This window comes from Blattabacterium cuenoti, assembly GCF_014251815.1.
GTDB lineage: Bacteria > Bacteroidota > Bacteroidia > Flavobacteriales > Blattabacteriaceae > Blattabacterium > Blattabacterium cuenoti_E.
This window is the reverse complement of record NZ_CP059202.1, coordinates 43195-67452: the sequence shown is the minus strand read 5'-3', so window position 1 is coordinate 67452 and position 24258 is coordinate 43195. Positions and strand designations below refer to the sequence as shown.

Annotated in this window: 18 protein-coding genes; 8 read left to right on the top strand and 10 right to left on the bottom strand. The window is 25.8% G+C overall.

Translation table 11 applies throughout. The features are described 5' to 3' along the window. Positions 1–22: 22 nt before the first annotated feature. Positions 23–1354: a c-type cytochrome gene (locus tag H0H54_RS00285; RefSeq protein ID WP_185863515.1), complete on the bottom strand. Its 1332-nt coding sequence runs from the start codon at positions 1352–1354 to the stop codon at positions 23–25. Between the two features lie 155 nt (positions 1355–1509). Between H0H54_RS00285 and H0H54_RS00280 the strand changes: the two genes are divergently transcribed. The 5 genes from H0H54_RS00280 (at position 1510) to H0H54_RS00260 (ending at position 5903) form a co-directional block, all read left to right on the top strand. After that, a complete protein-coding gene (locus tag H0H54_RS00280; RefSeq protein WP_238784781.1) occupies positions 1510–2832 on the top strand; it encodes a M16 family metallopeptidase in 1323 nt (440 codons plus the stop codon). Positions 2833–2893: 61 nt separating this feature from the next. Further along, entirely contained in the window at positions 2894–4267 is a 1374-nt protein-coding gene (locus H0H54_RS00275) for a M16 family metallopeptidase (RefSeq protein ID WP_238784780.1), read from the top strand. Between the two features lie 4 nt (positions 4268–4271). Then, positions 4272–4586 (top strand): iron-sulfur cluster assembly protein, encoded by a 315-nt coding sequence (locus H0H54_RS00270; RefSeq protein ID WP_185863298.1) that lies wholly within the window; start codon positions 4272–4274, stop codon positions 4584–4586. Positions 4587–4599: 13 nt separating this feature from the next. After that, positions 4600–5541, top strand: coding sequence for an SPFH domain-containing protein (locus H0H54_RS00265; RefSeq protein ID WP_185863297.1), 942 nt, complete (start codon positions 4600–4602; stop codon positions 5539–5541). Between the two features lie 5 nt (positions 5542–5546). Further along, positions 5547–5903, top strand: a complete 357-nt coding sequence (locus tag H0H54_RS00260; RefSeq protein WP_185863296.1) for a DUF3127 domain-containing protein — start codon at positions 5547–5549, stop codon at positions 5901–5903. Here the strand turns inward: H0H54_RS00260 and H0H54_RS00255 are convergent. The 4 genes from H0H54_RS00255 to sucC are packed head-to-tail and all read right to left on the bottom strand — an operon-like array spanning position 5900 to position 11451. After that, positions 5900–6535: an endonuclease III domain-containing protein gene (locus tag H0H54_RS00255; protein ID WP_185863295.1), complete on the bottom strand. Its 636-nt coding sequence runs from the start codon at positions 6533–6535 to the stop codon at positions 5900–5902. The two genes, H0H54_RS00260 and H0H54_RS00255, sit on opposite strands and share 4 nt — an antisense overlap. Beyond that, entirely contained in the window at positions 6532–8655 is a 2124-nt protein-coding gene (locus H0H54_RS00250) for an ATP-dependent Clp protease ATP-binding subunit (RefSeq protein WP_185863294.1), read from the bottom strand. Before H0H54_RS00250 ends, H0H54_RS00255 begins: the two co-directional genes overlap by 4 nt. Positions 8656–8712: 57 nt before the next feature. Continuing rightward, positions 8713–10218, bottom strand: a complete 1506-nt coding sequence (locus H0H54_RS00245) for an AAA family ATPase (RefSeq protein WP_185863293.1) — start codon at positions 10216–10218, stop codon at positions 8713–8715. 33 nt (positions 10219–10251) lie between these two features. Then, the gene (sucC, locus tag H0H54_RS00240) at positions 10252–11451 is read right to left on the bottom strand and encodes an ADP-forming succinate--CoA ligase subunit beta (RefSeq protein ID WP_185863292.1); all 1200 of its coding nucleotides are present in this window, start codon (positions 11449–11451) and stop codon (positions 10252–10254) included. A 116-nt stretch (positions 11452–11567) separates the two neighbouring features. Between sucC and H0H54_RS00235 the strand changes: the two genes are divergently transcribed. From H0H54_RS00235 to H0H54_RS00225, 3 genes are read left to right on the top strand one after another with little or no spacing between them, the layout of a single operon-like run. Further along, entirely contained in the window at positions 11568–12245 is a 678-nt protein-coding gene (locus tag H0H54_RS00235; RefSeq protein WP_185863291.1) for an ABC transporter ATP-binding protein, read from the top strand. Positions 12246–12254: 9 nt separating this feature from the next. Then, entirely contained in the window at positions 12255–12941 is a 687-nt protein-coding gene (locus H0H54_RS00230) for an alpha/beta hydrolase (protein ID WP_185863290.1), read from the top strand. Continuing rightward, positions 12934–13494, top strand: a complete 561-nt coding sequence (locus H0H54_RS00225) for a hypothetical protein (RefSeq protein WP_185863289.1) — start codon at positions 12934–12936, stop codon at positions 13492–13494. Before H0H54_RS00230 ends, H0H54_RS00225 begins: the two co-directional genes overlap by 8 nt. A gap of 115 nt (positions 13495–13609) precedes the next feature. Here H0H54_RS00225 and odhB read toward each other — a convergent pair whose 3' ends face one another. From odhB to ccsA, 5 genes are all read right to left on the bottom strand, one after another. After that, positions 13610–14821: a 2-oxoglutarate dehydrogenase complex dihydrolipoyllysine-residue succinyltransferase gene (odhB, locus tag H0H54_RS00220; protein WP_185863288.1), complete on the bottom strand. Its 1212-nt coding sequence runs from the start codon at positions 14819–14821 to the stop codon at positions 13610–13612. A gap of 12 nt (positions 14822–14833) precedes the next feature. Further along, positions 14834–17554 (bottom strand): 2-oxoglutarate dehydrogenase E1 component, encoded by a 2721-nt coding sequence (locus tag H0H54_RS00215; protein ID WP_185863287.1) that lies wholly within the window; start codon positions 17552–17554, stop codon positions 14834–14836. Between the two features lie 67 nt (positions 17555–17621). Further along, a complete protein-coding gene (gene alaS, locus H0H54_RS00210; protein WP_185863286.1) occupies positions 17622–20291 on the bottom strand; it encodes an alanine--tRNA ligase in 2670 nt (889 codons plus the stop codon). Next, positions 20291–21091 (bottom strand): lysophospholipid acyltransferase family protein, encoded by an 801-nt coding sequence (locus H0H54_RS00205; RefSeq protein ID WP_238784779.1) that lies wholly within the window; start codon positions 21089–21091, stop codon positions 20291–20293. Before H0H54_RS00205 ends, alaS begins: the two co-directional genes overlap by 1 nt. A gap of 3 nt (positions 21092–21094) precedes the next feature. Next, positions 21095–24250 carry a cytochrome c biogenesis protein gene (gene ccsA / locus H0H54_RS00200; protein WP_185863285.1) on the bottom strand — a complete coding sequence of 1052 codons (3156 nt, stop codon included), beginning with the start codon at positions 24248–24250 and terminating at the stop codon, positions 21095–21097. Positions 24251–24258: the final 8 nt, after the last annotated feature.

Sequence of the window (24258 nt, the reverse complement as noted above, 5' to 3'; positions counted from 1 at the left end):
TATTAATCGCTTTCATTTTATTTCAGTAATGACATTTAGCGCATTCTGTGCCTCCTACCATGTCAACAGTTATTTTATCTTTTTTTTCATTAGGAAAATATTTTTTATAATATTGATTATTATTATCTATTTCTACGTTTCTATGACAAGAAATACACCATTCCATAGTGAAATCATTAAACATTTCCACTGTATCCATTTTTTGTACTTCTCCATGACAAGCGTTACAAACTAAATTTACTTTTTTAAATTTTTTTATTGTTTTTTCTCCTGTTATGATATGTTGAGAATGATCAAAATAGACAAAATCTGGCATATTATGAACACGGATCCATTTAACGGGATAAGTTTTTTTAGAATATTTTCTTGTTTCAGGATCCCATCCTACAGCTTGATATATTTTTTGTATTTCTTGATTATATTCTTCTCTACTTTTTTCCTTTTCCAAATAATCTCCATTATATTCACTAATAGTAATATGACAATTCATACAAACATTAACTGAAGGGATTCCAGATACTTTACCATACTTTGCAGAAGAGTGGCAATATTGACAATCAATTTTATTAATTTCAGAATGAATTTTATGAGAAAAATGAATAGGTTGCTCAGGTTTGTATCCTTTATTTACATCTATTTTCATTAGAGAACTCCAAATCTCATATAACCCCAACAACAAAAAAAAACCCGTAAAACAAGAAAACAAATACCATTTGTTCTTGTTATTTCCTAATATCTTTTCGTAAAGAAAATTGATTATAAAATTTCTTCTACTAAAAGCAGAAGCCTTTCGTTCTCCTTCATTGATTAATTTTACGAGAATTTGGATTTTATATAAAATCCAAATTAGAATTAAAGATAAAATAGAAAAACAAAAAATAATGAGTTTTACTAAAAATTTTTTTTCTTCTTTTTCAGAATCATCTATTTCATCATGATTTACTTCGTGTGTTTCATTTTCTTTTTTTTTTATTAAATCCGGATTTTTTATAAAATATAATATATCATCTATCTGTTTTTCTGATAATTGAGGAAATGAATTCATTTCTACATTTTCATATTCCTTATAAATAGCCAAAGCTTCTTTATCCCCGCTTTCTCTTAAAGACTTATTATCTTTAATCCATTGTTGTAACCATTTACGATTTCTTTTTTCAGTGACCCCATGTAAAGCCGGACCTATCATTTTTTTTTCTAAATCTATGGAATGGCATGCTGTGCAATTTTTTTTAAAAAGTTCAACTCCATTATTAATATCTCCTTTTATTATGTCACTCTTTAATTCTGCTTCTCCTTTTCCTTCCCCTACCAAAAAAAAAGAAAAAATAAAAATAAAAAACAAAATTCTTCTCATACTATCAATCATAATCCATAATGAATTAATATATACCACAAAAATAAAATAAAAGGAAAAAATTCCATTTTTTGGATAAAAAAATTCGTAAATTTCTTTTTTTTTAACTTTGTTTCATGAACAGGATTTCCCTATTTTTCTTAATATCATCAATTATGTTATTGAATCATTTATATTCCAAGAACTTAAACTATAACCAGGAATTATATAAAATTAAGTTTTTCGAAGAAAAACTGTCAAATGGACTACATGTTATTTTACACCAAGATAATACGAACCCTTTAGTTTCTATTTCTGTTTTGTATCATGTAGGAAGTAAAAATGAATCCCCTGGTAGATCTGGTTTTGCTCATTTTTTTGAACATCTTATGTTCGAAGGATCTAAAAATATTAAAAAAGGAGAATATTTTAAGTATATAGCTTCTAATGGAGGAAAAAATAATGCTTATACAAATCATGATGAGACTTGTTATTACGAGATATTACCATCTGATCGGCTTCCACTAGCTCTATGGTTAGAGTCTGAAAGAATGCTTCATGCCAAAGTTGATGAGGAAAGCATTAATGTACAAAGAGAAGTAGTAAAAGAAGAGAAAAAAATGCGTGTGGAAAATCAGCCATATGTAAAATCGATTACGGAAATTATTCCTTCTTTATTATTCAAAAAACATCCATACAAATATCCAGTTATTGGTTTCGATGAAGACTTAGATACCGCAACAGAAAAAGATTATAAAGAATTTTACAAAACTTATTACGTTCCAAACAATGCTGTTTTAGTTGTATCAGGAGATTTTAATATGAATGAAGCTAGAATGTTGATAAAAAAATATTTCGAATCTATTCCTAAAGGAAAAATGAATTTTGGTATTCTAAAAATAGAAGAAGAACCAATAAAAAAAGAAATATTTCATACTTATATAGATAAAAATACCAAAGTCCCTGGAGTGTTCTTATCATATAGAGTCCCCAAACTTACAGATAAAGACTCTTATGTATTAAAAATTATTGATCATGTATTGTCTTCTGGAGAAAGTTCTCGTATTATGAAAAATATTGTAAATACAAAACAAATAGCTTCTTATGCTGGTTCATTTTTAGATTCCATGGAAGATTATGGTATTTTCATTATATATGGATTAATAAATCCAGGAGTTACATTAGATGAATTAACAAAGGGGATAGATGAAGAAATAAATGTTTTAAAGGAAAAAGGAATAACACAATATGAATTGGAGAAACAAATAAATTATTTTGAGAAAAAGTTTATTTCTGACAATTATTCTATGAGTGGAATAACCGCCAATTTATCTCATTATCATTTGTATTATCATAACGCTAATTTAATTAATACTGATATAGAAAAATATAGAAAAATAACTATAGAAGATATAAAAAGAGTTTCTAATAAATATTTTAATAAAAATAATAGAGTTCGTTTATATAATGTTCCAAATAATAATAACAAAAATCAATAAATTCAATAAATTTTTTGTAAAAATTATCTTTGCTATAATAATTTTTTTTCATACAATAATTATGTTTTCTCATACATTTAATCGTAATACCCCCCCTCAATCTCTCAAAAGAAAAACTACTATAAATATTGAAAAACCTCAGTTTTTTCAAATGAAAAATGGGTTAAAAGTTCTGATTGTTGAAAACCATAAACTTCCTTTAGTTCGGGTTGGATTAGAATTAGACTGTAAACCATTTTTGGAAAAAGATAAGGCTGGAATTAAAAAAGTTTTTGGTCACATGCTTCGTTCTGGAACAAAAAATTACACGAAAGAAGAATTAGACGATATTATTGATTATATGGGGTGTAATTTATATACTTCTTTTTCTGAAACATCTATTTTTACTATGAAAAAATATATAGATAAATCTGTATCTATAATAAGTGATATTTTTATGAATAGTAAATTTGATAATTCCAAAGAATTAGATAAAATAATTAAACAAAGAATTACAGATATTAGTCTTTCAGAAAAGGATCCAAATGCTATTTTACAAAGGGTTAGAAATGTTTTATATTTTGGAAAAAATCACCCTTATGGAGAATACGAAACTCATGATACAATTAAAAATATTACTCTTCATGATTTAAAAAAATTATACGAAAAATATTATATCCCGAATATATTCTATCTTTCTTTCATAGGAGATATTTCTAAAAAAGAAGTAGAAAAATTATGTTCTATTTATTTTTCTAAATGGAAAAAAAAGTCATACATAGATAGCCCTGTTCCAAAAGAATATTTTCTTCCATCTAAGATAGAAATAGATATAGTAGATATTCCTTCTTTAACGCAATCTTCTATTTGTTTTGGTGGTCCAATTTGCTTAAAGAAAAATGATCCTGAATATTTTTCTTCTATGTTGGCAAATGGAATTTTAGGAGGAGGAGCTCAAAGTCGTTTATTTATAAATCTTAGAGAAAAAAAGGCTTATACATATGGAGCATATTCTATTTTAAAATCTGATAAAAATATTGGTTATTTTTCAGTTTACACTCAAGTAAGAAGTAAAGTAACAGAAAATGCTATAAAGGATATCATAAAAGAAATTGTGAAAATAACAGAAAAAAAAATTCCTTTGGAGGAATTAAATATCAAAAAAAAAGAACTGAGTGGTCAGTTTATTCTTGATTTCGAAGATCCTAATAGGATTAGTGATCTTTTTATATGTGAATTAAAAAATAATCTTCCAAATGGATTTTACAAAAATTATTTGAATAAAATAGAATCAGTTACTATAGATGATATATATCAATCATGCCGTAAGTTTTTCTTAACAAAAAATGGAAGGATTATAATTGTTGGAAAAGCGAATGATATATTACCTGGGATTAAAAAATTAGGTTATCCTATTCGCTATTTTGATCAATTTGGAGCTTTAATAAAGAAATAAAAAAATGAATAATGAAAATTTTCCTTTAGAAGATCGTATTATTTCTGTGTTAAAAAGTATATATGATCCTGAAATTCCAGTAGACATTTATGAGTTAGGTTTAATTTACGATATTCAAGTTTACGGAAAAAAAGTGAAAATAACAATGACTTTAACTACGCCTAATTGTCCAGTAGTAGAAAGTTTACCTTTAGAAGTAAAAAAAAAAGTTGAATCTATACGAGAAATAAAAGAAGTAAATGTAGTTTTAACATTTGATCCACCTTGGAGTAGGGAATTTATGAGCGAGGAAGCTCGTTTAGAACTAGGATTTTTATAAAAATTTTTAATATATGAGTATTTTCGGTTTACTATTTTATGGAATATTAGCTCTTTTAATTTTATCTTTTTTTTCTAGTTTTATTTTTATAGTGAATCAAGAAACAGCAGCAATTCTTGAAAGAATGGGAAAATTTCACAGCATTCGCTATGCTGGATTAAATTTTAAGATCCCCATTGTAGATAATATAGTAGGAAAACTTACATTAAAAATTCAGCAATTGGAAGTGTTAGTAGATACAAAAACAAAAGATAATGTTTTTGTTAAAGTGAAAGTATCAGTTCAATTTAAAGTAATTAAGGATAAAGTATATGAAGCTTTTTATAAATTGGATAATTCTCATGCTCAAATCACTTCTTATGTATTTGATGTGGTAAGAGCTGAAGTTCCAAAAATGCGTTTGGATGATGTTTTTGAACGAAAAGATCATATAGCTTTAGCAGTTAAAGGAGAATTGGAAGGGTCTATGTTAGATTATGGATATTCTATAATTAAAGCATTAGTTACAGACATTGATCCAGATGAACAAGTAAAACAAGCTATGAATCGCATTAATACAGCTGAAAGAGAGAAAGTTGCGGCTGAATATCAAGCAGAAGCTGATAGGATAAAAATTGTAGCTAAAGCTAAAGCAGAAGCTGAAAGTAAAAAATTGCAAGGAAAAGGAACAGCAGATCAACGTAGGGAGATAGCTAGAGGAATTTTAGAATCAGTAGAAGTATTAAATAATGTAGGAATTAATTCACAAGAAGCTTCCGCTTTGATTGTTGTCACACAACATTATGATACTCTTCAATCTATGGGAGAAAGTGGAAACACTAATTTGATTTTATTACCTAATACACCAGGATCAGCTAGTGAAATGTTAAATAATATGATCACTTCATTTAATATTTCTAATCAAATTGGAGAAACTCTTAAAAAAAAGAACAATAGTAAAAAAAATAAATTTTAATCTTCATGGAAATTATAGGAATAGTCAAAAAATTATTTGATGTTCAAAAATTTGATAGCGGATTTAAAAAGAGAGAAATAGTTATTACCACTGAAGAACCATATCCTCAAAATGTATTAATTGAATTTATTCAAGACAAAGTGGATTTATTAAAGAATATAAAATTAAAAGATAAGATAAAAATTTCTATTAATATTAGAGGAAGAGAATGGACAAACCCAAAAGGAATTGTTAGATATTTTAATTCTATACAAGGATGGAAAATAGAACATTATTTTGAAGGAACAGGAACTTCAAATAAGACTTCTTCTACTCCATCTCCTTCTTTGTCTTCTGATGATTTCGATGATTTACCTTTTTAAATTAAATTATTTTTTAATAATTCCTGGTATATAATGTCTTTTTTGGAGTCCCATTTTTGAGATGGGGAGTATTCTCTTGCATAAGCAATAATTTGGAAATGTAGTTTTCTCCAGTTTTCTTTTTGAAAAACACATTTTGCATCTATCTCTGTTTGTTTAACATTTTTTCCATTACTCAACCTCCAACGAAACATCATTCTATGAATGTGAGTATCCACAGGAAAGACGAACTCATCAGATACATGAGATAAAAAAACAGATGCGGTTTTGTGTCCTACTCCAGGTAAAGATTTTAATTCAGAAATGTTTTTAGGTACAATTCCATTATATTTTTTCAACAAAATAACAGATAAATCATAAATATTTTTGGATTTTTTGTTATGAAGTCCTATATTTTTTATAATATTTTTTATATTTTCAATAGAAAGACGAATTGTGTCCATAGGGGAATTTATCTTATTAAATAGAAATTTTGTAATTTCGTTAACTTTTTTTTCTTTACTTTTGGCAGTTAATATTATAGATATTAGTAAAGTATATTCGTTAATATAATATAAAGTACTAATTGGATTAGGGTATAAAAAATTTAATATTTTTTCAATAATTCTTATTTTTTTTGAAAAAAAATTCATTTGATTTTACAAATCATAATTTCCACGTTATCATTATTTGTGTTCATTTTTAGTGAAATTTGATCTCCTTTTTTTAATTTTTCACTAATTATATATTCTGATATTGGATTTTTGATAAATTTTTCTATTACTCTTTTTAAAGGTCGTGCTCCATACTCTTGATCAAATCCTTTTTTTTGAATGAAGTCTATGACTTCAGGAAACAATACCAATTTGTACCCTAAATTGGATACATGAAGAATCACTTTACCTAATTCTATACGAGTAATTTTCGATATGTCCTCTTTTGTTAAAGAATTAAAAATAATAATATCATCTATTCTATTTAAAAATTCAGGAGAAAAAGTACGTTTTAAAGCTTGTTCTAGTACATATTTAATATGATTATTAAACTTTCTTGCCTGAGTATGAAACCCTATCCCTTGACCAAACTCTTTTAATTGTTGTGTCCCTGCATTTGAAGTAAAAATAATTACAGTATTTTTAAAATTTATTTTCCTACCAATACTATCTGTTACACATCCATAATCTAATATTTGCAATAATATATTAAATACTTCATGATGCGCTTTTTCTATTTCATCCAATAATATTACAGAATAAGGTCTACGACGTATAATTTCTGTTAATTGTCCTCCTTCCTCATAACCAACATAACCTGGAGGGGCTCCTATTAATCTAGATACAGAAAATTTTTCCATATATTCACTCATATCTATGCGAATTAATGATTCTTCTGAATCAAATAACTCTTTAGAAAAAATTTTTGCTAAATAAGTTTTTCCTACTCCTGTTTGTCCTAAAAAAATAAAAGAACCTATAGGAGAATTAGGGTCTTTCAATCCAGTTCTGTTTCTTTGAACAGCTTTTACTATTTTTTCAACAGCTTCATCTTGCCCTACTATTTTTTCCTTTAATATGTCCATCATTTTGCTCAATTTTTTCATTTCAGCTTGAGCAATCTTGTTTACTGGAACTCCACTCATCATAGATACTACCTCTTCAACATTTTCTTCTGATACAATTTCTTTATTTTTTTTAGAAGATTCTTCCCATTCTTTTTGGGCTTTGATTAATTGTTTTTCTATACGTTTTTCTGTATCTCGCAAACGAGCCGCCTCTTCATATTTCTGACTTTTAACAACTTTAGATTTCTCTTTTCGAATACTGTCTAATTCTTTTTCTAAAAGAACTATTTCCTGTGGAACTTTTATATTTTTTATATGAACACGAGACCCCGCTTCATCTAAAGCATCAATTGCTTTATCAGGTAAAAAACGATCTACAATATATCGTCCAGTAAGATGGACACAAGCTTTGATCGCTTCTTCTGTATAAAGAACATTATGATGAGTTTCATATTTCCCTTTTATTTTTTTTAAAATTTCTATAGTTTCTTTTTCAGAAGAAGGTTGCACAATAATTTTTTGAAATCTTCTTTCTAAAGCTCCATCTTTTTCTATATATTGTCTATATTCATTAAGTGTAGTTGCGCCAATACATTGAATATCTCCTCTTGCTAAAGCAGGTTTAAATATGTTAGAAGCGTCCAATGAACCTGTAGTACCCCCTGCTCCAATCATAGTATGAATTTCATCTATAAAAAGAATTAATCCTGTATTTTTTTCTGATTCATTTATAATAGCTTTCATTCTTTCTTCAAATTGCCCTCTATATTTAGTTCCAGCAACTAAACTTGCTAAATCTAACACAACCACTCTTTTATTGTATAACACTCTAGAAACTTTTTTTTGTACAATGCGTAATGCTAATCCTTCAGCAATTGCAGATTTTCCTACACCAGGCTCTCCTATAAGAAGAGGGTTATTTTTTTTTCTTCTACTCAATATTTGGGATACACGTTCAACTTCTTGGTCTCTTCCTACTACTGGATCTAACTTTCCTTCTATGGCCATTGAATTTAAATCTCTTCCAAAATTATCTAGAACAGGAGTTTTACTTCTAATTGAAGATCCACCTCCCCCATAATAACCAGAACCAGTCCCACTTCCACCAAAACCATAAGAAGAAGTAGAACTATCGTTTTCAATATCTTCATCGGAATAAGCAGAAGATAAATGAATTACACTGTTTTGTGAAAAATAAGAATAATGAATCATAAATTAAAATCATTAAATAAATCAAAAAAGATAAAATATCTCTTTCATTTCTACAAATTATATTTCAGAAGAAGAAATTTTTAAATTTAATCGTTCTACTAATCTTTCTACTAATTTATTTTTCTTATATAATAAATTATATTGTTTTATTCTATTTGAATTTTTTTTTACAATTTCAAATTCTAAATATGGATCATTGAATTTTTCTTTAAAAAACTTCAAAAAATATGTTTGAATTAACAAAATATTGCGATCTTCTAATTTATATGGAATTATAAAAAATATTTTATTTTTTTTCATTTGGAATCGTGTCTCATTTTTTAAAAAATATAAATGAACAGGATTTATTTTATCTGAAAATTTTTGTATGAATTTTATCCAATTTTTTTGTAAAAGTTCAATTTTTTCATCATCCTTATAATCTTTTTTATTCCTGTTTTCTTCCATTTCTTTTTCCATCTTTAAAGAAAGATCTTTTTTATTCCTGTTTTCTTCCATTTCTTTTTCCATATTATGATTATGAGTATAAAATAAATATGATAATTGCATGAAATAGATTTCAATTACTAATCGATGATTTTTATGAATTTTTTCATATTCTTTTTTTAGTCTAAAACAGATATTCAAAGCGTTCATTAAAAAAAAATATGAAATTTTTTTTGATTGCGTAATATAAGAGAATATTATTCCCTTTCTAAATTTTAGAATAGAAATGGTTTCATTATTTTTGGATAAAAATAAATTTCTAAAATGTTTAATTAATCCTATAATTAAATCATAATAATTAGTTTTTTTTTGTAAAATTTTACCCAATAAAATAAACATTTCATGCATTTTTTTATTTAAAAGGCAATCTACTATCTTAAAATAATATTTAATGTCAATGATTCCTAATTTCTGAATCAGAAATTCTTTGGATATACTGGTTTCACTATACAAAATCAATTTTTCAAATAAATAAATAGCTTTTCCAATAGATCCTTTTGCATGTTTAGACAAAATTAATAATGCTTCATTTTCTATTTCTATATCTTCTTTTTCCGCAATCATTTTCAAATGTATAAAAATTTCTTTCGTAGAAAGTCCTTGAAACTCATAAACTTGACAACGTGATAAAATCAATTTTGGTATTTTTTTTTCTTCATCTCCACAAAAAATAAATAATATATGTGGATGTTTCTCTTCTATAAATTTGATAAAAACATTGAACGAACACAGAGAAAACATATGTATATTATTAATAATAAATATATTATACATCCCTGTCCTAGGAACAAAACGAGATTGATTTATGATTCTATAAATGGACTCTGATGAATTATTAAAAATACCATCGATCTCAAATCGATTCAAAGAAAAATCTTCTAATCCTGAAAAAGAATTTAATTCATTTGATAAAATACGTGCACATGTACTTTTTCCTACTCCTTTTGGTCCAAAAAAAAATAAAATTTTAGATAAACGATTTTCTTGTATTGCTTTTTTTAAAACAAAAATTATATCTTTTTGTCCTATTACTTCATTCCATTTTAATGGTTTATATTTTTCAGATAACACACGCATAAAAAACTTTGTTATTCATAAATAAAATAAATCTTATTTTAGATGCAAAATTTCTTTAATTTTATCAGATGCTTCTTTCAAAGTATCAGTAAAATAAATCGGTAATAAACTTTTTATAATTAATTTTTTTGCCACCTTTTCATTTGTTCCTTGTAAACGAACAACTACAGGGATCTCTACATCCTGATAAATTTTATCAAAAAAATTTATAATTCCTTCTGCAACTGTATCACAACGTACAATTCCTCCAAATATATTAATCAATATTGTTTTTACAGATTTATCTTTTAATATCAAGTAAAAAGCTTTTTCTACACGTTCTCTATCAGCAGAACCTCCTATATCTAGAAAATTAGCAGGGACTCCACCACAAGACTGAATCATATCCATAGTAGCCATTGCCAATCCAGCCCCATTTACCATACATCCTACATTTCCTTCCAATTTTAAAAAGTTTAACTTATATTCAATTGCTTCTTTTTCAATGCCTTCTATGTCCTCTATATCATGTTGTATCAAATCATATTTTTTATGACGAAACAAAGCGTTATTATCCAAAACCATTTTGATATCAACTGGAACAAATTTATTATCAAATGTTATTATGAGAGGATTAATCTCTAATAATAAAGCATCGTAAGTCATGTAAGCTTTATAAAGCGAAAAAAGAAAAATACTGAAATTTTTTATAGATTCATTATTATAAATTCCTAAATTAAAACCTATTTTTCTTGTTTGAAAAAATTGAAGTCCTAATATCGGATCTATTACTTCTATACAGATTTTATCTGTATTTTTTTTTGATAATTCTTCTATATTAACCCCCCCTTCTCTAGAATAAAGAATCATATTTTTTTCTATATCACGATTCAATAATATAGACAAATAATACTCTGTAGGGGGTTCATAAAAATAAACATCTTCAGATAATAAAATTTTTTTAACTAATTTTCCTTTTTTTGAAGTTTGAGGAGTAACTAAAAATTTTCCTAAAATATTTTTTGATTTTTCATAAACTTCATTTAAACTTTTTGCTATCTGAATACCACCAGCTTTTCCTCTACCTCCAGCATGAATTTGAGCTTTAATGACTAAAGAATTTTTATTAGTTTTTTTGAAAATAATTTCAGCAGCTTTTACAGCTTCTTCAGGCGAAGAGGCAAGCCTTCCATAAGGAACTTGGATTGAAAAAGAACTCAATATTTCTCTACCTTGGTATTCATATAAATTCATGTAAAATAATTTTTAAATTAAATTTTCACTAAAATTCGTTTATTTTTATGACGTTTTTTTTAGCTTTCTAATTTCTTTTTTTAAATTAAAAAGAAGAGATTTAAATTTACGAAAAAATGATTCAGGCTAAAAATATTTACAAGTCTTTTGGAGAAAACAAAATTTTAAAAGGAGTAAATATAATGGTGAAAGAAGGAAGTATGGTATGTATTTTGGGGGAATCGGGAATTGGAAAAAGCACTTTATTACATATTTTAGGGACTTTAGACAAACCAACCATAAACAAAAAAATAAAAACTATTTTAAAAATAAACAAGAAAGAAATATTATCTATGACAGATGAAGAACTTTCTAGTTTAAGAAATAGAAAAATAGGTTTTATATTTCAAACACCTCAACTTCTACCCGAATTTACTGTATTAGAAAATATTTGTTTACCAGGTTTTATCAATAAAAAAAATAAAGAATATGTTAAAAAAAAAGCTATAGATTTATTGAAAAAGTTTAACCTATATAAGTATGAGAATTCCAAAATAGAAGAATTATCTGGAGGGCAAAAACAGAGATTATCTGTAGCAAGAGCTTTGATCAACAATCCTAAAATTATTTTTGCGGATGAGCCTTCTGGTAATTTGGATCAAAAAAATGCAGAAGAATTACACAATTTTTTTTCTTTACTTAATCATCAATTTAAACAAACTTTTTTAATTGTCACTCATAATCTGCAGTTAGCAAATATGGCTGATGAAAAACTAAAAATAGAAAATGGGAAAATACACAAAATTGATAAATAAAAATATATTATGCTTTTGAAAAATAAACTTTCAATTAAACATATTATAAGAAAATCTGTAAGTGTAAAAGAAAGGACTCTCTTTTTAATGATACATGGATATGGGAGTAATGAAAAAGATCTTTTTTCTTTTTTAGAAAAAGATCTTCCAAAAGATTTTTTTATAATTAGTATTCAAGGGTTTTATCCTATTGAAACGGGGAAATACTCTTGGTATGATATAGATTTTGATAACGAAAAAAAATTTATTAATATAACACAAGCAAAAAAAACTATTGAAAAAATATCATTTTTTATACATGAAGCCATAAAAGAGTATAAATTGAAAAAAAATCCAATATGGATATGTGGTTTTAGCCAAGGAGCTATTCTAAGCTATGCTATAGCGTTAAAAAATTCTGATAAAATAAAAAAAGTAATTGCTTTAAGTGGATATTTAGAAAATAGTCTTTTTCCACAAAAAATAAATCATTGCACCGATTTAGAATTTTTCATATCTCATGGTAAATATGATCCGATAATTCCTATAGATTGGGTAAAAAAAGGATTAAAATTTCTAAAAGAAAAAAAAATATTTTCTTTCTTTTATAAAGAATATGAATCTGAACATACTTTATGTAATACAAATTATCAAGATCTTATTAATTGGGTTAAAGAAAAACATATTTATTCTGAAAAAAACATGAATCATGAGTAAATATTCAAAATTTACATTATTTTTATTCATTTTATTGGTATCTATTTTTTTATTTGTTATAAAAAATTATACGTATGGATATATACTATTTTTATTAAGTTTAATCCCTGTTTTTTTTATTTTTAGAAATGAATTTTTATTATTAGCTTTTCTTAAAATACGGAAAAAAGATATGAAAGGATTAAAGAAATACTTAGGACACATTAAAAACCCTAAATTACAATTAACTAAAAATCAAATGGCTTATTATTATTTTTTAAATGGAATTTTATATTCAGAGGATAATATTTTACAATCAGAAAATTATATGCAGAAAGCTTTAGATTTAGGATTAAAATTTAAACAAAATATAGCTATTGCAAAACTCAATTTAGCAGTAGCGGCCTTATCAAAAGGAAATAAAAAAAAAGCAGAATTTCTACTGTTAGAAGCAAAGAAAATGGATATTTCTGGTCTATTACACAACCAAATTCAAATCATAAAAATACAAATGAAAAAAATGAATATAGGAAATATGAATAGACCTAATCCTTATGTTAGAAAAAATTTTTAATATATATAAATAAACGAACATCAGGAATTTTTTCATATTAATTGAATAAATTCATTCAAAAAATTTTTCCTAATAATTTTATTGTTTTTATATGGATCTTATCCTATATTTATTTTTACAATTCTAATTTTTTATAAATATTTCCTTCATTTCCCCCCATCAGGAATTGAACAGGATTTTCAATGGATTCTTTTATAGAGACTAGAAATCCTACAGATTCTTTCCCATCAATGATTCTATGATCATAAGATAAAGCTAAGTACATTATAGGACGGATTTCAATCGATCCATTAACCACTACAGGTCTCTCCATAATTTTATGCATTCCTAATATAGCGCTTTGTGGGGGATTTATAATTGGAGTTGATAGCATGGACCCAAAAACTCCTCCATTAGTAATAGTAAAAGTCCCCCCCGTCATTTCATCTATAGATATTGTTCCATTATGAACTCGTGTGGATAACCTGTATATTTCTTGTTCTATTCCACGAAATGATAAATGTTCTGCATTTCTAATTACAGGAACCATTAATCCTTTAGGTCCAGATATGGCAATACTAATATCACAATATTCAAAATTAATTTTTTCTTCTCCACTAATCGTAGCATTAATATCTGGATAAAGTTGCAATGCTCTAACACAAGAAAGAGTGAAAAAAGACATAAACCCCAAATTGACTCCATGTTTTTTCTTAAAAAGATCTTTATATTTTTTTCGTATCATAAAAATCTCTCGCATGTCTACTTCATTAAATGTGGTGAGAGAAGCGGTCTGATTTTTTGCATAAACCAACCTTTCAGCAATTTTTTTTCTTAAAGAAGAAAGAGGGGCGCTAGTCTTAGATCTATAAATAGGTCTGTTCATATTAGAAATAAAAGATGTTTCATTTTTTTCTAATTTTTCTAAATGATAAATACAGTCTTTTTTTGTTATTCTTCCATGTTTTCCAGTTCCTTGGATAGATTCTATAGAAATGTTTTTTTCATTTAAAATTTTTTTTGAAGCTGGAGAAGGAATTTGGGTAGGATCTTTTTCTACAGGATTTTTATGTTCATGAATAACTTTTTCTTGTTGTTCTTTTATTTTTTCTTTTGAAGAATCGATAATACATAAAACGTCTCCAACTCTTACTTTTTCTCCTTTATCTTTCATTAAAGTAATGATTCCATTTTCTTCTGCAGATATTTCTAAAGTCGCTTTATCTGAATCTATTTCTCCTATTGTTTGGTCTTTATGAACATAATCTCCGTTTTTTACAAGCCATGCGGAAACTTCTAACTCTGTAATTGATTCTCCTGGAGAAGGAACTTTGATCTGTATTATCATAATTGAAATATTTTAAAAAAAAGCTTTTTTTAATATTTTATTTTGAATTCTTAAAAAATCAGGATAAGATCCTGTAGATGGACTAGAACTTTCAGATGGAGCTATTAAATGAAATGAAATTATATCTCCTAATTTATTTAAAATAAAACTCCATAACCCCATATTTTCTGGTTCTTCTTGCACCCAAAAAATTTCTTTCTTATTTTCATATTTATCTATAAGTTTTTTAATATCATCCATTTTCAATGGATAAATTTGTTCTATCCGAATCAATGCCGTTTTTTCATCTTGAATAGATTCCCTTTTGTTCAGTAATTCATAATATATTTTACCAGAGCAAAAAATTAATTTTGTGATTTTATTTGCCTTTTTCACATAAGGATCATCTAATATCTCCTGAAATATTCCTGTTGAAAGATCTTTTATTGTGGACAAACATTTTGGATTTCTAAGTAAACTTTTAGGAGTGAAAACGATAAGAGGTTTTCTGAACTTTAATTTCATTTGTCTTCTTATAAGATGATAGAAATTAGATGGGGTGGTACAATTAACTACAAATAAATTATTATTTGCGCAAAGTTGTAAATAACGTTCAATACGTGCGGAAGAATGTTCCGGCCCTTGTCCCTCATATCCATGAGGAAGTAATAATACAATTCCATTTCTAATTTTCCATTTACTTTCTCCAGAAGAAATGTATTGATCTATTATGATTTGTCCTCCGTTTCCGAAATCTCCGAATTGAGCTTCCCACAAAGTTAATACATGAGGAGAACACATGGCATATCCATAATCGAAGCCTAATGCTCCATATTCTGAAAGAGGAGAATTAAAAACTTGTATTTTTCCTTGTTTTTCAAAAATTTTGTTTAGAAGAATAATTTCTTCTTCTTTTTCTGTTTTAATAACAACATGACGTTGAGAAAATGTTCCTCTTGCTACATCTTCTCCTGATAAACGAATATGATATCCTTCATATAAAAGTGTCCCATAAGCTAATAGTTCCGCCATACTCCAATCCACAAATTCTTTTTTTATCATTTCTAATCTTTTTTTAAAGATGAATTCCGTTTTTCTAAAAAATTTCTTCTCTTTGGGGAGAGAAAAAATTTTATGGGATATTTTTATGATTTTTTCGATAGGAAATCGTGTATCTACTTTTTTTAAGATTTCTTCATTATTAAACACGATAGGAGTATCTTTCCATTCTTCTTCTAAAAAAGAATTCAACACATTCCATTTGATGTTATTTGCATCATTATATTTCACATTAAGAATATTTTCATATTCCTTTTCCATGTTTTTTATATCATTATGACTGACAATTTTCTCTTTTTCCAATTTTATTTTATATAATTCATAAGAATTAGTATGTTTTGAAATAGCTTTATATAAAGAAGGCTGTGTAAATCTAGGTTCATCCCCTTCATTATGTCCATATTTTCTATACCCCAACAAATCTATAAAAATATCTTCGTGATAACGCATTCTAAAATCTATAGCAAAATAAATAGCCCGAATAACAGATTCCACATCATCAGCGTTTACATGCAAGACTGGGACCATAAGTATTTTAGCTATATCAGTACAATACATACTGGAACGCCCTTCACTAGGATTTGTGGTAAATCCTATTTGATTATTAATTACAATATGAATTGTTCCTCCAGTTTTGTATCCTTTTAATTGAGATAATTGAAGGACTTCATATACAATTCCTTGAGCGGATAAAGATGCATCTCCATGTATTAAAATAGGAATAATTTTTTCAGAATTAGTATTTTGATTATAGGTTATATCTATTTTTGCACGTGTAATTCCTTCTACAATAGCATACACAGATTCTAAATGAGAAGGGTTAGGGACTAAATTGAGTTTAATATATCTACCTTTGCGAGTTTTTCTTTTATTAGAAAACCCTAAATGATATTTAACATCGCCAGAGAAATTTTTTTCTTTATATTCTTTTCCTTGAAATTCAATGAATATCTGAGAATAATTTTTTTGAAAAAAATTAGAAAGAATATTTAATCGGCCTCTGTGTGGCATTCCAATTATGAATTCTTCTGTTAGATATCTGTAAGATGTATATTCTATCATTTCTTCTAATGCAGGCAATGTGGATTCGTTCCCTTCTATAGAAAACCTTTTTTGACCTACAAATTTTGTATGAATAAAATTTTCAAAAGTAATAGCTTCATTTAATTTTTTCAAAAAAAATTTTTTTTCTTCTGTAGAAAATTGCAATTTTTCTTTATAAAACCATTTCTCAATCCAATTAATTTTTTCAGGATCAGAAATATACATGTATTCTATTCCTATAGATTGACAATAGATCTTTTTTAAATGATTAATTATGTTTCTTAACGAAGTTTTCCCTATCCCTATTAATTTTCCTACATTAAAATATCTGTCTAATTCTTTTTCAGATAATCCAAAATTTATCAAGTCTAAAGAGGGTATATGCTTTTTTATTTTTTGTAGAATAGGATTTGTATTTGCAAAAAAATGCCCTCTCTTTCTATAAGCATGAATTAAATCATATACTAAAAATTCTTTTTGTATATCTTTTGATTTTATAACATTTTTATAATTTTCTTTTCCAAAATCAAATCCATGAAAAAAAGCACTCCAAGTTGATTCTATTGAATTGGGATTTTCTTTATATTTATTATATAGAAATTCTATATCTTTGAAATGAATGCCATTTAGAAAAGAATATCTATCATTCATAGACTCATATATTTATTTATTGTTTTTATTTCAAATTTAAGCATTTTAAATATCTATCAAAGTTTATTTATGATTTTAATGATTCTTTATACGCAATTGCATCTTTTAAAATTAAATTCAACCCCTCTTTCCTAGATCCTATAGCTGTAGCGAAAGAAGAGTCCCCCCAATGTTTTCCATGTATATAACCTGCCATATTACATATAATCTTATGAGCATGAACATTATTATTTTTGATTACAAAATCAGAAATAGATATAAAAATAATCGCTTTTTTATTTTTTGTAAACCCTATAATTATAAACAAATTATTTATCTCATGTCTTAAGTCTAAGACTACTTTTCTCATAATATTTATTTCTTTTTCTTCATGAGGATCAATTTCACATATATATTTTATAGAAGAAGATAATTGTATTGCTTTCAAAGAATATTCTTTTTTTAATATTTTTATTTTTTGTAAATTTACTTCTGATATTTCTTGTTTTAATTTTTCATTAGACTTTTTCAAAATTAACAAACTTTTTATGGGGGATTCTGGACATTTCATTATCTTTTTCAAAGATTGATATTGATCACGAATATATTTCAAATGTTTAACAGCTTTCTCATCAGTTATGGCTTTAATTCTACGTATTCCATGTGATATAGAAGATTCTGATAATATTTCAAAAACATGAATTAATCCAGTACGTTTAACATGTGTTCCAATACATAATTCGGAAGATTCCCCAAAAGTAATAACTCTAACCTTTTGTTTATATTTATCTTGAAATATTTCATTTATCCCACTAAAAGAAATATTTTTTTTAGCTTCTTGTAAAGAATGAAACGTTTTTATTTCCAATAAAAGATCATAAAAAATTAGTTCTTGAACAAGATTTTCTATTTTGTTTAACTCTTGATGAGTTATTTTTTTATAATGAGAAAAATCAAATCTTAGATAATCGTCTCCTACATAAGATCCTTTTTGTTGAATATGATCCCCTAAAACTTTTTTTAAAGAAAAATGTAATAAATGGGTAGAAGTATGATTTTTCTCTATTTTTGATCTTCTATTTTTATTTATGATGGCTTTAAAAGAAGAAAAAATATTTGAAGGCAATATTTTAACATGATGTATAATAATGGAATTTTCGATTTGAGTATCTAACACATCAATTTTTTCAAATTTATTTTTTATAATACCCACATCACCCAATTGACCTCCACCTTCAGGATAAAAAGGGGTTTGAGAAAAAACTAATTCATAATAATGAATTTTTTTTAATTTATTTTCTACTTCTCTATATTTTAATATATAAATATCACATTCCATACAATTATATCCTACGAAATTTTGGTTGACATGAAAATCATCATGGATTTTAATCCAATCTTTTTTTATCATTGAATTATTTTCTTTTTTTGATCTTTTTTTTTGTTCTAACAATTTTTTTTGAAATGATTTTTCATCAATAGATAAATTGCTTTTTTCAACTAATATTTTAGATAATTTGATAGGAAAACCATAAGTATCGTGTAATTTGAAAATTTTTTTTCCATCAATAATTTTTTCTTTTTTTTCTTTATGTTTATTAATTATATGTTGAACTTTTTTGCTCCCTATTTCAATAATATTTAAAAAAGATAATTCTTCTTCATTGATAATGTCTTGTATATATTTTTTTTTATTTTCCAATTCTGGGAAAGAACTTTTCATTTCTCTTACCAAAGAATTGACAAATTTATAAATAAAAGGTTCTTTTTGATTAAAAAAACGTCTTGCACAAACAACAGACCTCCTCAATATTTTTCTAATCACATAACCGGCTCCATTATTGGACGGTAATTGACCATCTGAAATAGAAAAAACAATAGCCCTTAAATGATCTGCTATAATCCGTAAGGACACTTTTTGATCAAAATCCTTTTCATGATAAATATTTCCTAAATAATCTTTTATATCTTGAATAATAGGATAAAAAATATCAGTTTCATAACTAGAAACTTTACCTTGTAAAACCATACATAATCTTTCCAGTCCCATTCCTGTATCTACATGTTTTTTAGAAAGTTTTTCTAATGTTCCATTCGATTTACGTATAAATTCTATAAAAACAAGATTCCAAATCTCTATTACTTCAGGATGTTTTTTATTAATTAAATATTTCCCAGGTAATACTTGTTTTTCTTTATCATTACGTAAATCTATATGAATCTCTGAACAAGGGCCACAAGGACCTGTTAATCCCATTTCCCAAAAGTTATCTTTTTTTCCAAAAAAAAGAATATTTTTTTCATCAATTAAAGTTCTCCAATATTTGAAAGTTTCTTTATCCATAGATAGTTTATCTTCTTGATCTCCAGAAAAAACAGATACATAAATATTTTTATTGGGAATATTATATACTTCGATTAATAATTCTAAAGCCCATTCTATGGTTTCTTTCCTAGAATAATCTCCAAAAGACCAATTTCCTAACATTTCGAACATCGTATGATGATAATTATCATATCCAACATTTTCTAAATCATTATGTTTTCCAGTTATTCTAAGACATTTTTGAACATTCGCAATTCTAGTATATTCAGGTTTTACATGTCCCAAGAAATAGTCTTTAAAAGGATTCATTCCCGCATTAACAAAAAAAAGAGAAGGATCATTTTTTGAATAAATAGGATAGGAAGGAATGATTTTATGTTCTTTTTTTTTAAAAAAATTGAGAAAAGTGTCTTTTATAAATTTATATTTCATTATATTTTTTCTGTATATCTGTATTTCTGTGATTGTTCTATAGCGTCCATAATTTTTTCCATTATGAAATCTGTTGTATCTTTTTTTAAATCTAATTGGATTGGCTTTTTGAATTTCATTTTTTGTAAAACTCCTTTTTTCTTAATACGAATTCCCTTTTTATCATAAGCTTTCTGAAATCCATCTATTACAATAGGAACAACAATAGGATTATACTTCCTGATTACATGAACGATTCCTCTTCGTCCTGGAGCAAAAGCTTTAGTTGTTCCTTGTGGAAAAGTAATTAACCACCCATCATTAATAGCTATTCCCATACGATTAATTTCAGATATTATATCTATGGAACGATCAACTTTTCTTTCCTTTTTTATCCAAGTTCTTGTTACAGTAATCCCACCTGAATAAGTGAATAATTTTGTTAGAAACCCTTGATTCATAGTTTCCTTTTCCGCTACATAATATAAATTAACTTTAGGATTTAATAGATAAATAGGGTTTTTAATGCTATTGATAAAACCATTTTTTACGCTACAAAATACATGAAACATAGCAAAAACATCCGCGAAATAAGTTTGATGATTAGATACAAAAAGAACTTTTTTATCAGGTAAATCTTTTATATATTCAGTTCCTTCTAAATGTAACTGGTTGAATCCATTATAACGATTGTAAGAAATACAACCCAGAGTAAGAATTAAAAAACGTTTTATGAAATGCAAATTTCCAAATGCATCTCTGAATAGAGTACTTTCTTTTTTTCTTAAATGTTTTTTAAAAAAAGACAAATGAAAATTCACTGTTTATTTATTATATGTTTTTGTTTTATGAAATTTGAATGAATAATAAGATAAAATAGTGATAATTAATAAAACTAACAAACTATAATATATCCAATAAGGAATAAAAATAGGATCTCCTTTTGCATAAGAATGCAACCCTGACAAATAATAATTTACTCCAAAATAAGTCATTAAAATAGAACTCACTGATAATATGCTGGAAAAGTTAAAAAAAAATATGTTTTTTAAATATGGAATTAAACGAATATGTAATACGAAAGCATAGACCATTATGCTAATCAAAGCCCAAGTTTCCTTAGGATCCCAGCTCCAATAACGCCCCCAACTATTATTGGCCCAAACAGAACCTAAAAAAGTTCCTATGGTTAACAAAAAAAGCCCTATAGTCAAACATATTTCATTAATAATAGTCAATTTTTCAATATGTATATGAATTATGTCACTATAATTTCGAAAACATGCTTTTAATATAAAAAAAAGCAATACTAAAAAACCCAAAAATGCTCCTGTTAAAAAGAAACCATAACTTGATGTTATTGTTGCTACATGTATAATTAACCAATGTGATTTTAAAACTGGAACTAAATTGGTTATCTCTGGATCCATAACATTTCCATGTGCTACCATTAATAAAATGGACGCGATTAAAGTTGTAATTCCTGAAACAAATTTATTTTTATAGAATAAAAAACCTATACCGATTAAACTCCAACTAATGAAAATAACAGATTCATACCCGTTAGTCCATGGTGCATGTCCAGAAATATACCATCTAGAAATTAAACCTAAAAAATTTAAAATAAACAAAATAAATAAAATGAAAAGAAACATTTTAGAAAAAAAATGGATGTATTTTTTTTGGAAAAAAATTAGAAAAAAAGAATGAATAATAATAATTACCCCAAAAAAAGCATATAAAAAAGATAAGACATAGAATATATTTAATTTATTATAAAGAATTTCTACAGATATTTTATTTTCTGAAGGCAAAATAGATTTTGCATATTTTAGTTGATGTAATCGTATTTTTTGAATTTCATTATCTGCGATGTCCCAATTTTTTTCATTTTGAGATAATAACAAAGATTTTAGATAATTATTAAACATAGATAATCCTAAAGGATTCAATTTATTCGAAGTTGAAATCCAACTAGACCAAGTATTATTTTTATCATGAGGGATAGGAAAAATCCGAATATATTTTCCTTGAAAAATTTCATGTATAATCCCCACACGTTCACTAATATTTAGTACAGCTTTATCGTATTCATTTCTTTGAATAGGATTTTTGGAAAAAGCTTGTTCATAGTCTTCTTGTAAAATGAATTTTAACTTTGAAGTTTTGGGATCTATGAAATACAAATCAATAAGGGAAACGTAAAATTGTCTATTTGCCTTTATTTTTTTTAAAAATTTTTCCCCTCCTTTTTTATCTACTTTAATAAAAGGAATTTTTGTCCAGAATATATTATCTTGATGTATGGATATAAACCATTGGTTAGGGTCTAAACTTCCTATGGAATCTTTTTTGTGTATTTTTCTAAGTAATTCAATCGCAATCGTATTAATGGGTTTAATTCTCCCTTTATAATCTTGTACTAATAAACGTCCAAAATTTTCACTATGTTTTTTTGGAATATGAATTCCATCAAATAGATTTTCTAAAGGAATTTTTTTGAATTCATGAGAAAAACCCAAGTTTTGGGGATTGAATAAGAAGAATATAATAAACAATAAAATTGAATAGTTTTTATAAGATAAATATTTCAATTTTTTTTTGAGATAACTAAATCTAGTTCCTTTCCAGAATAAGGTTAAAAACATTCCTATACTCATAAGAATATAACCTATATAGGAAAAACATGTTCCTAAATAATCATTATTAACAGAAAAATGAGTTCCTTTTCTATCTGGATCGTATCCGGACTGAAAAAATCTAAATCCTTTATAATTTAAAACATGATTCATATAAATGAAATGATTTTTTTTCTTGCTTTTATCTATTAATGTTATATGACTCATAAAAGAAGATGGAAATTCAGAACCTGGATAATTTTCTATTTTGAATTTATTCAATTTCAAAAAAAAAGGAAGATTAAAAAAAATTGAACCATATCCAATGGATATTTTATAATCTTTAAAAAATAAAGGAGGACTCATACTTGTTGTATTTCCTCCTCCTAAAAATGTTACTAATTGGGATTGATTCTTGAAAAAAATTTTTGCCGTAATAGCACTTAATTGATTATTTTCTTCATAATTATTACATGATTTTACATATTTTAATTTTCCTTCTACAACTCCTTCAGGAATAACCCATTGCATAAATTCATGATTTTTATCAATTATCATTTGATATAAATGTTTTATCTTCAGTATGTTATGTTTATCTTTTAACAAAAAATTAATTTTTTGATTTGTCATGTTAATGCTTTTTCCATAAAAAGATGACTTTATGTAAAGTTTATTGTTCTTTTCAAAAATTATAATTCCAAAAGGAATTTTTTTATTAAAAGAAAATAAAACACCATTCACGTCTGTAACTTCTCCGCTTTTAACAAAATGTTCTGTTCTTTCTTTTTGATTTGTTGAAACTATTCTTATGATTTTCTCTGTAGGTTTCTCTTTTGAGAAAATAATCTTTGCGCATGGTATATAATCTACAATTTTTATTTTTAAAGGGTTATCTTTAAAAATAAATTTCCCCTGATATCCTTTGTGAAAAGAAGAAAAGATATAAGGATCATGATAAAATCTATTGTAAGATCCTTGACTTACTTTTAATTTTATGTAATTTTTACTAGAAATAATTTTTCCATTTGTTTCTCCTTCCCTTATGGACATCGTCCCTTCAAAACTAAAATATCTAGAAAAAACTCCTCCGATAAAAATTAATATAAATGATAAATGAAAAATCAATAAAGGAAATTTTTTGTAAGTCCATAATTTATATTTATATATGTTTCCCATTAAATTTATTATGATAAACAACATGATACTTTCAAACCAAGTAGATTCATAAATAAATATTTTTGCCACATTTGTGGAATACTTCTTTTCTATAAAAGTAGCTGTAGCCATAGATAACGCTAACAATAAGAATAAAAAAGAAGTTATTTTTGTGGAGAAAAGAATTTTTTTTAATGTTTTTAGCATTTACTTGT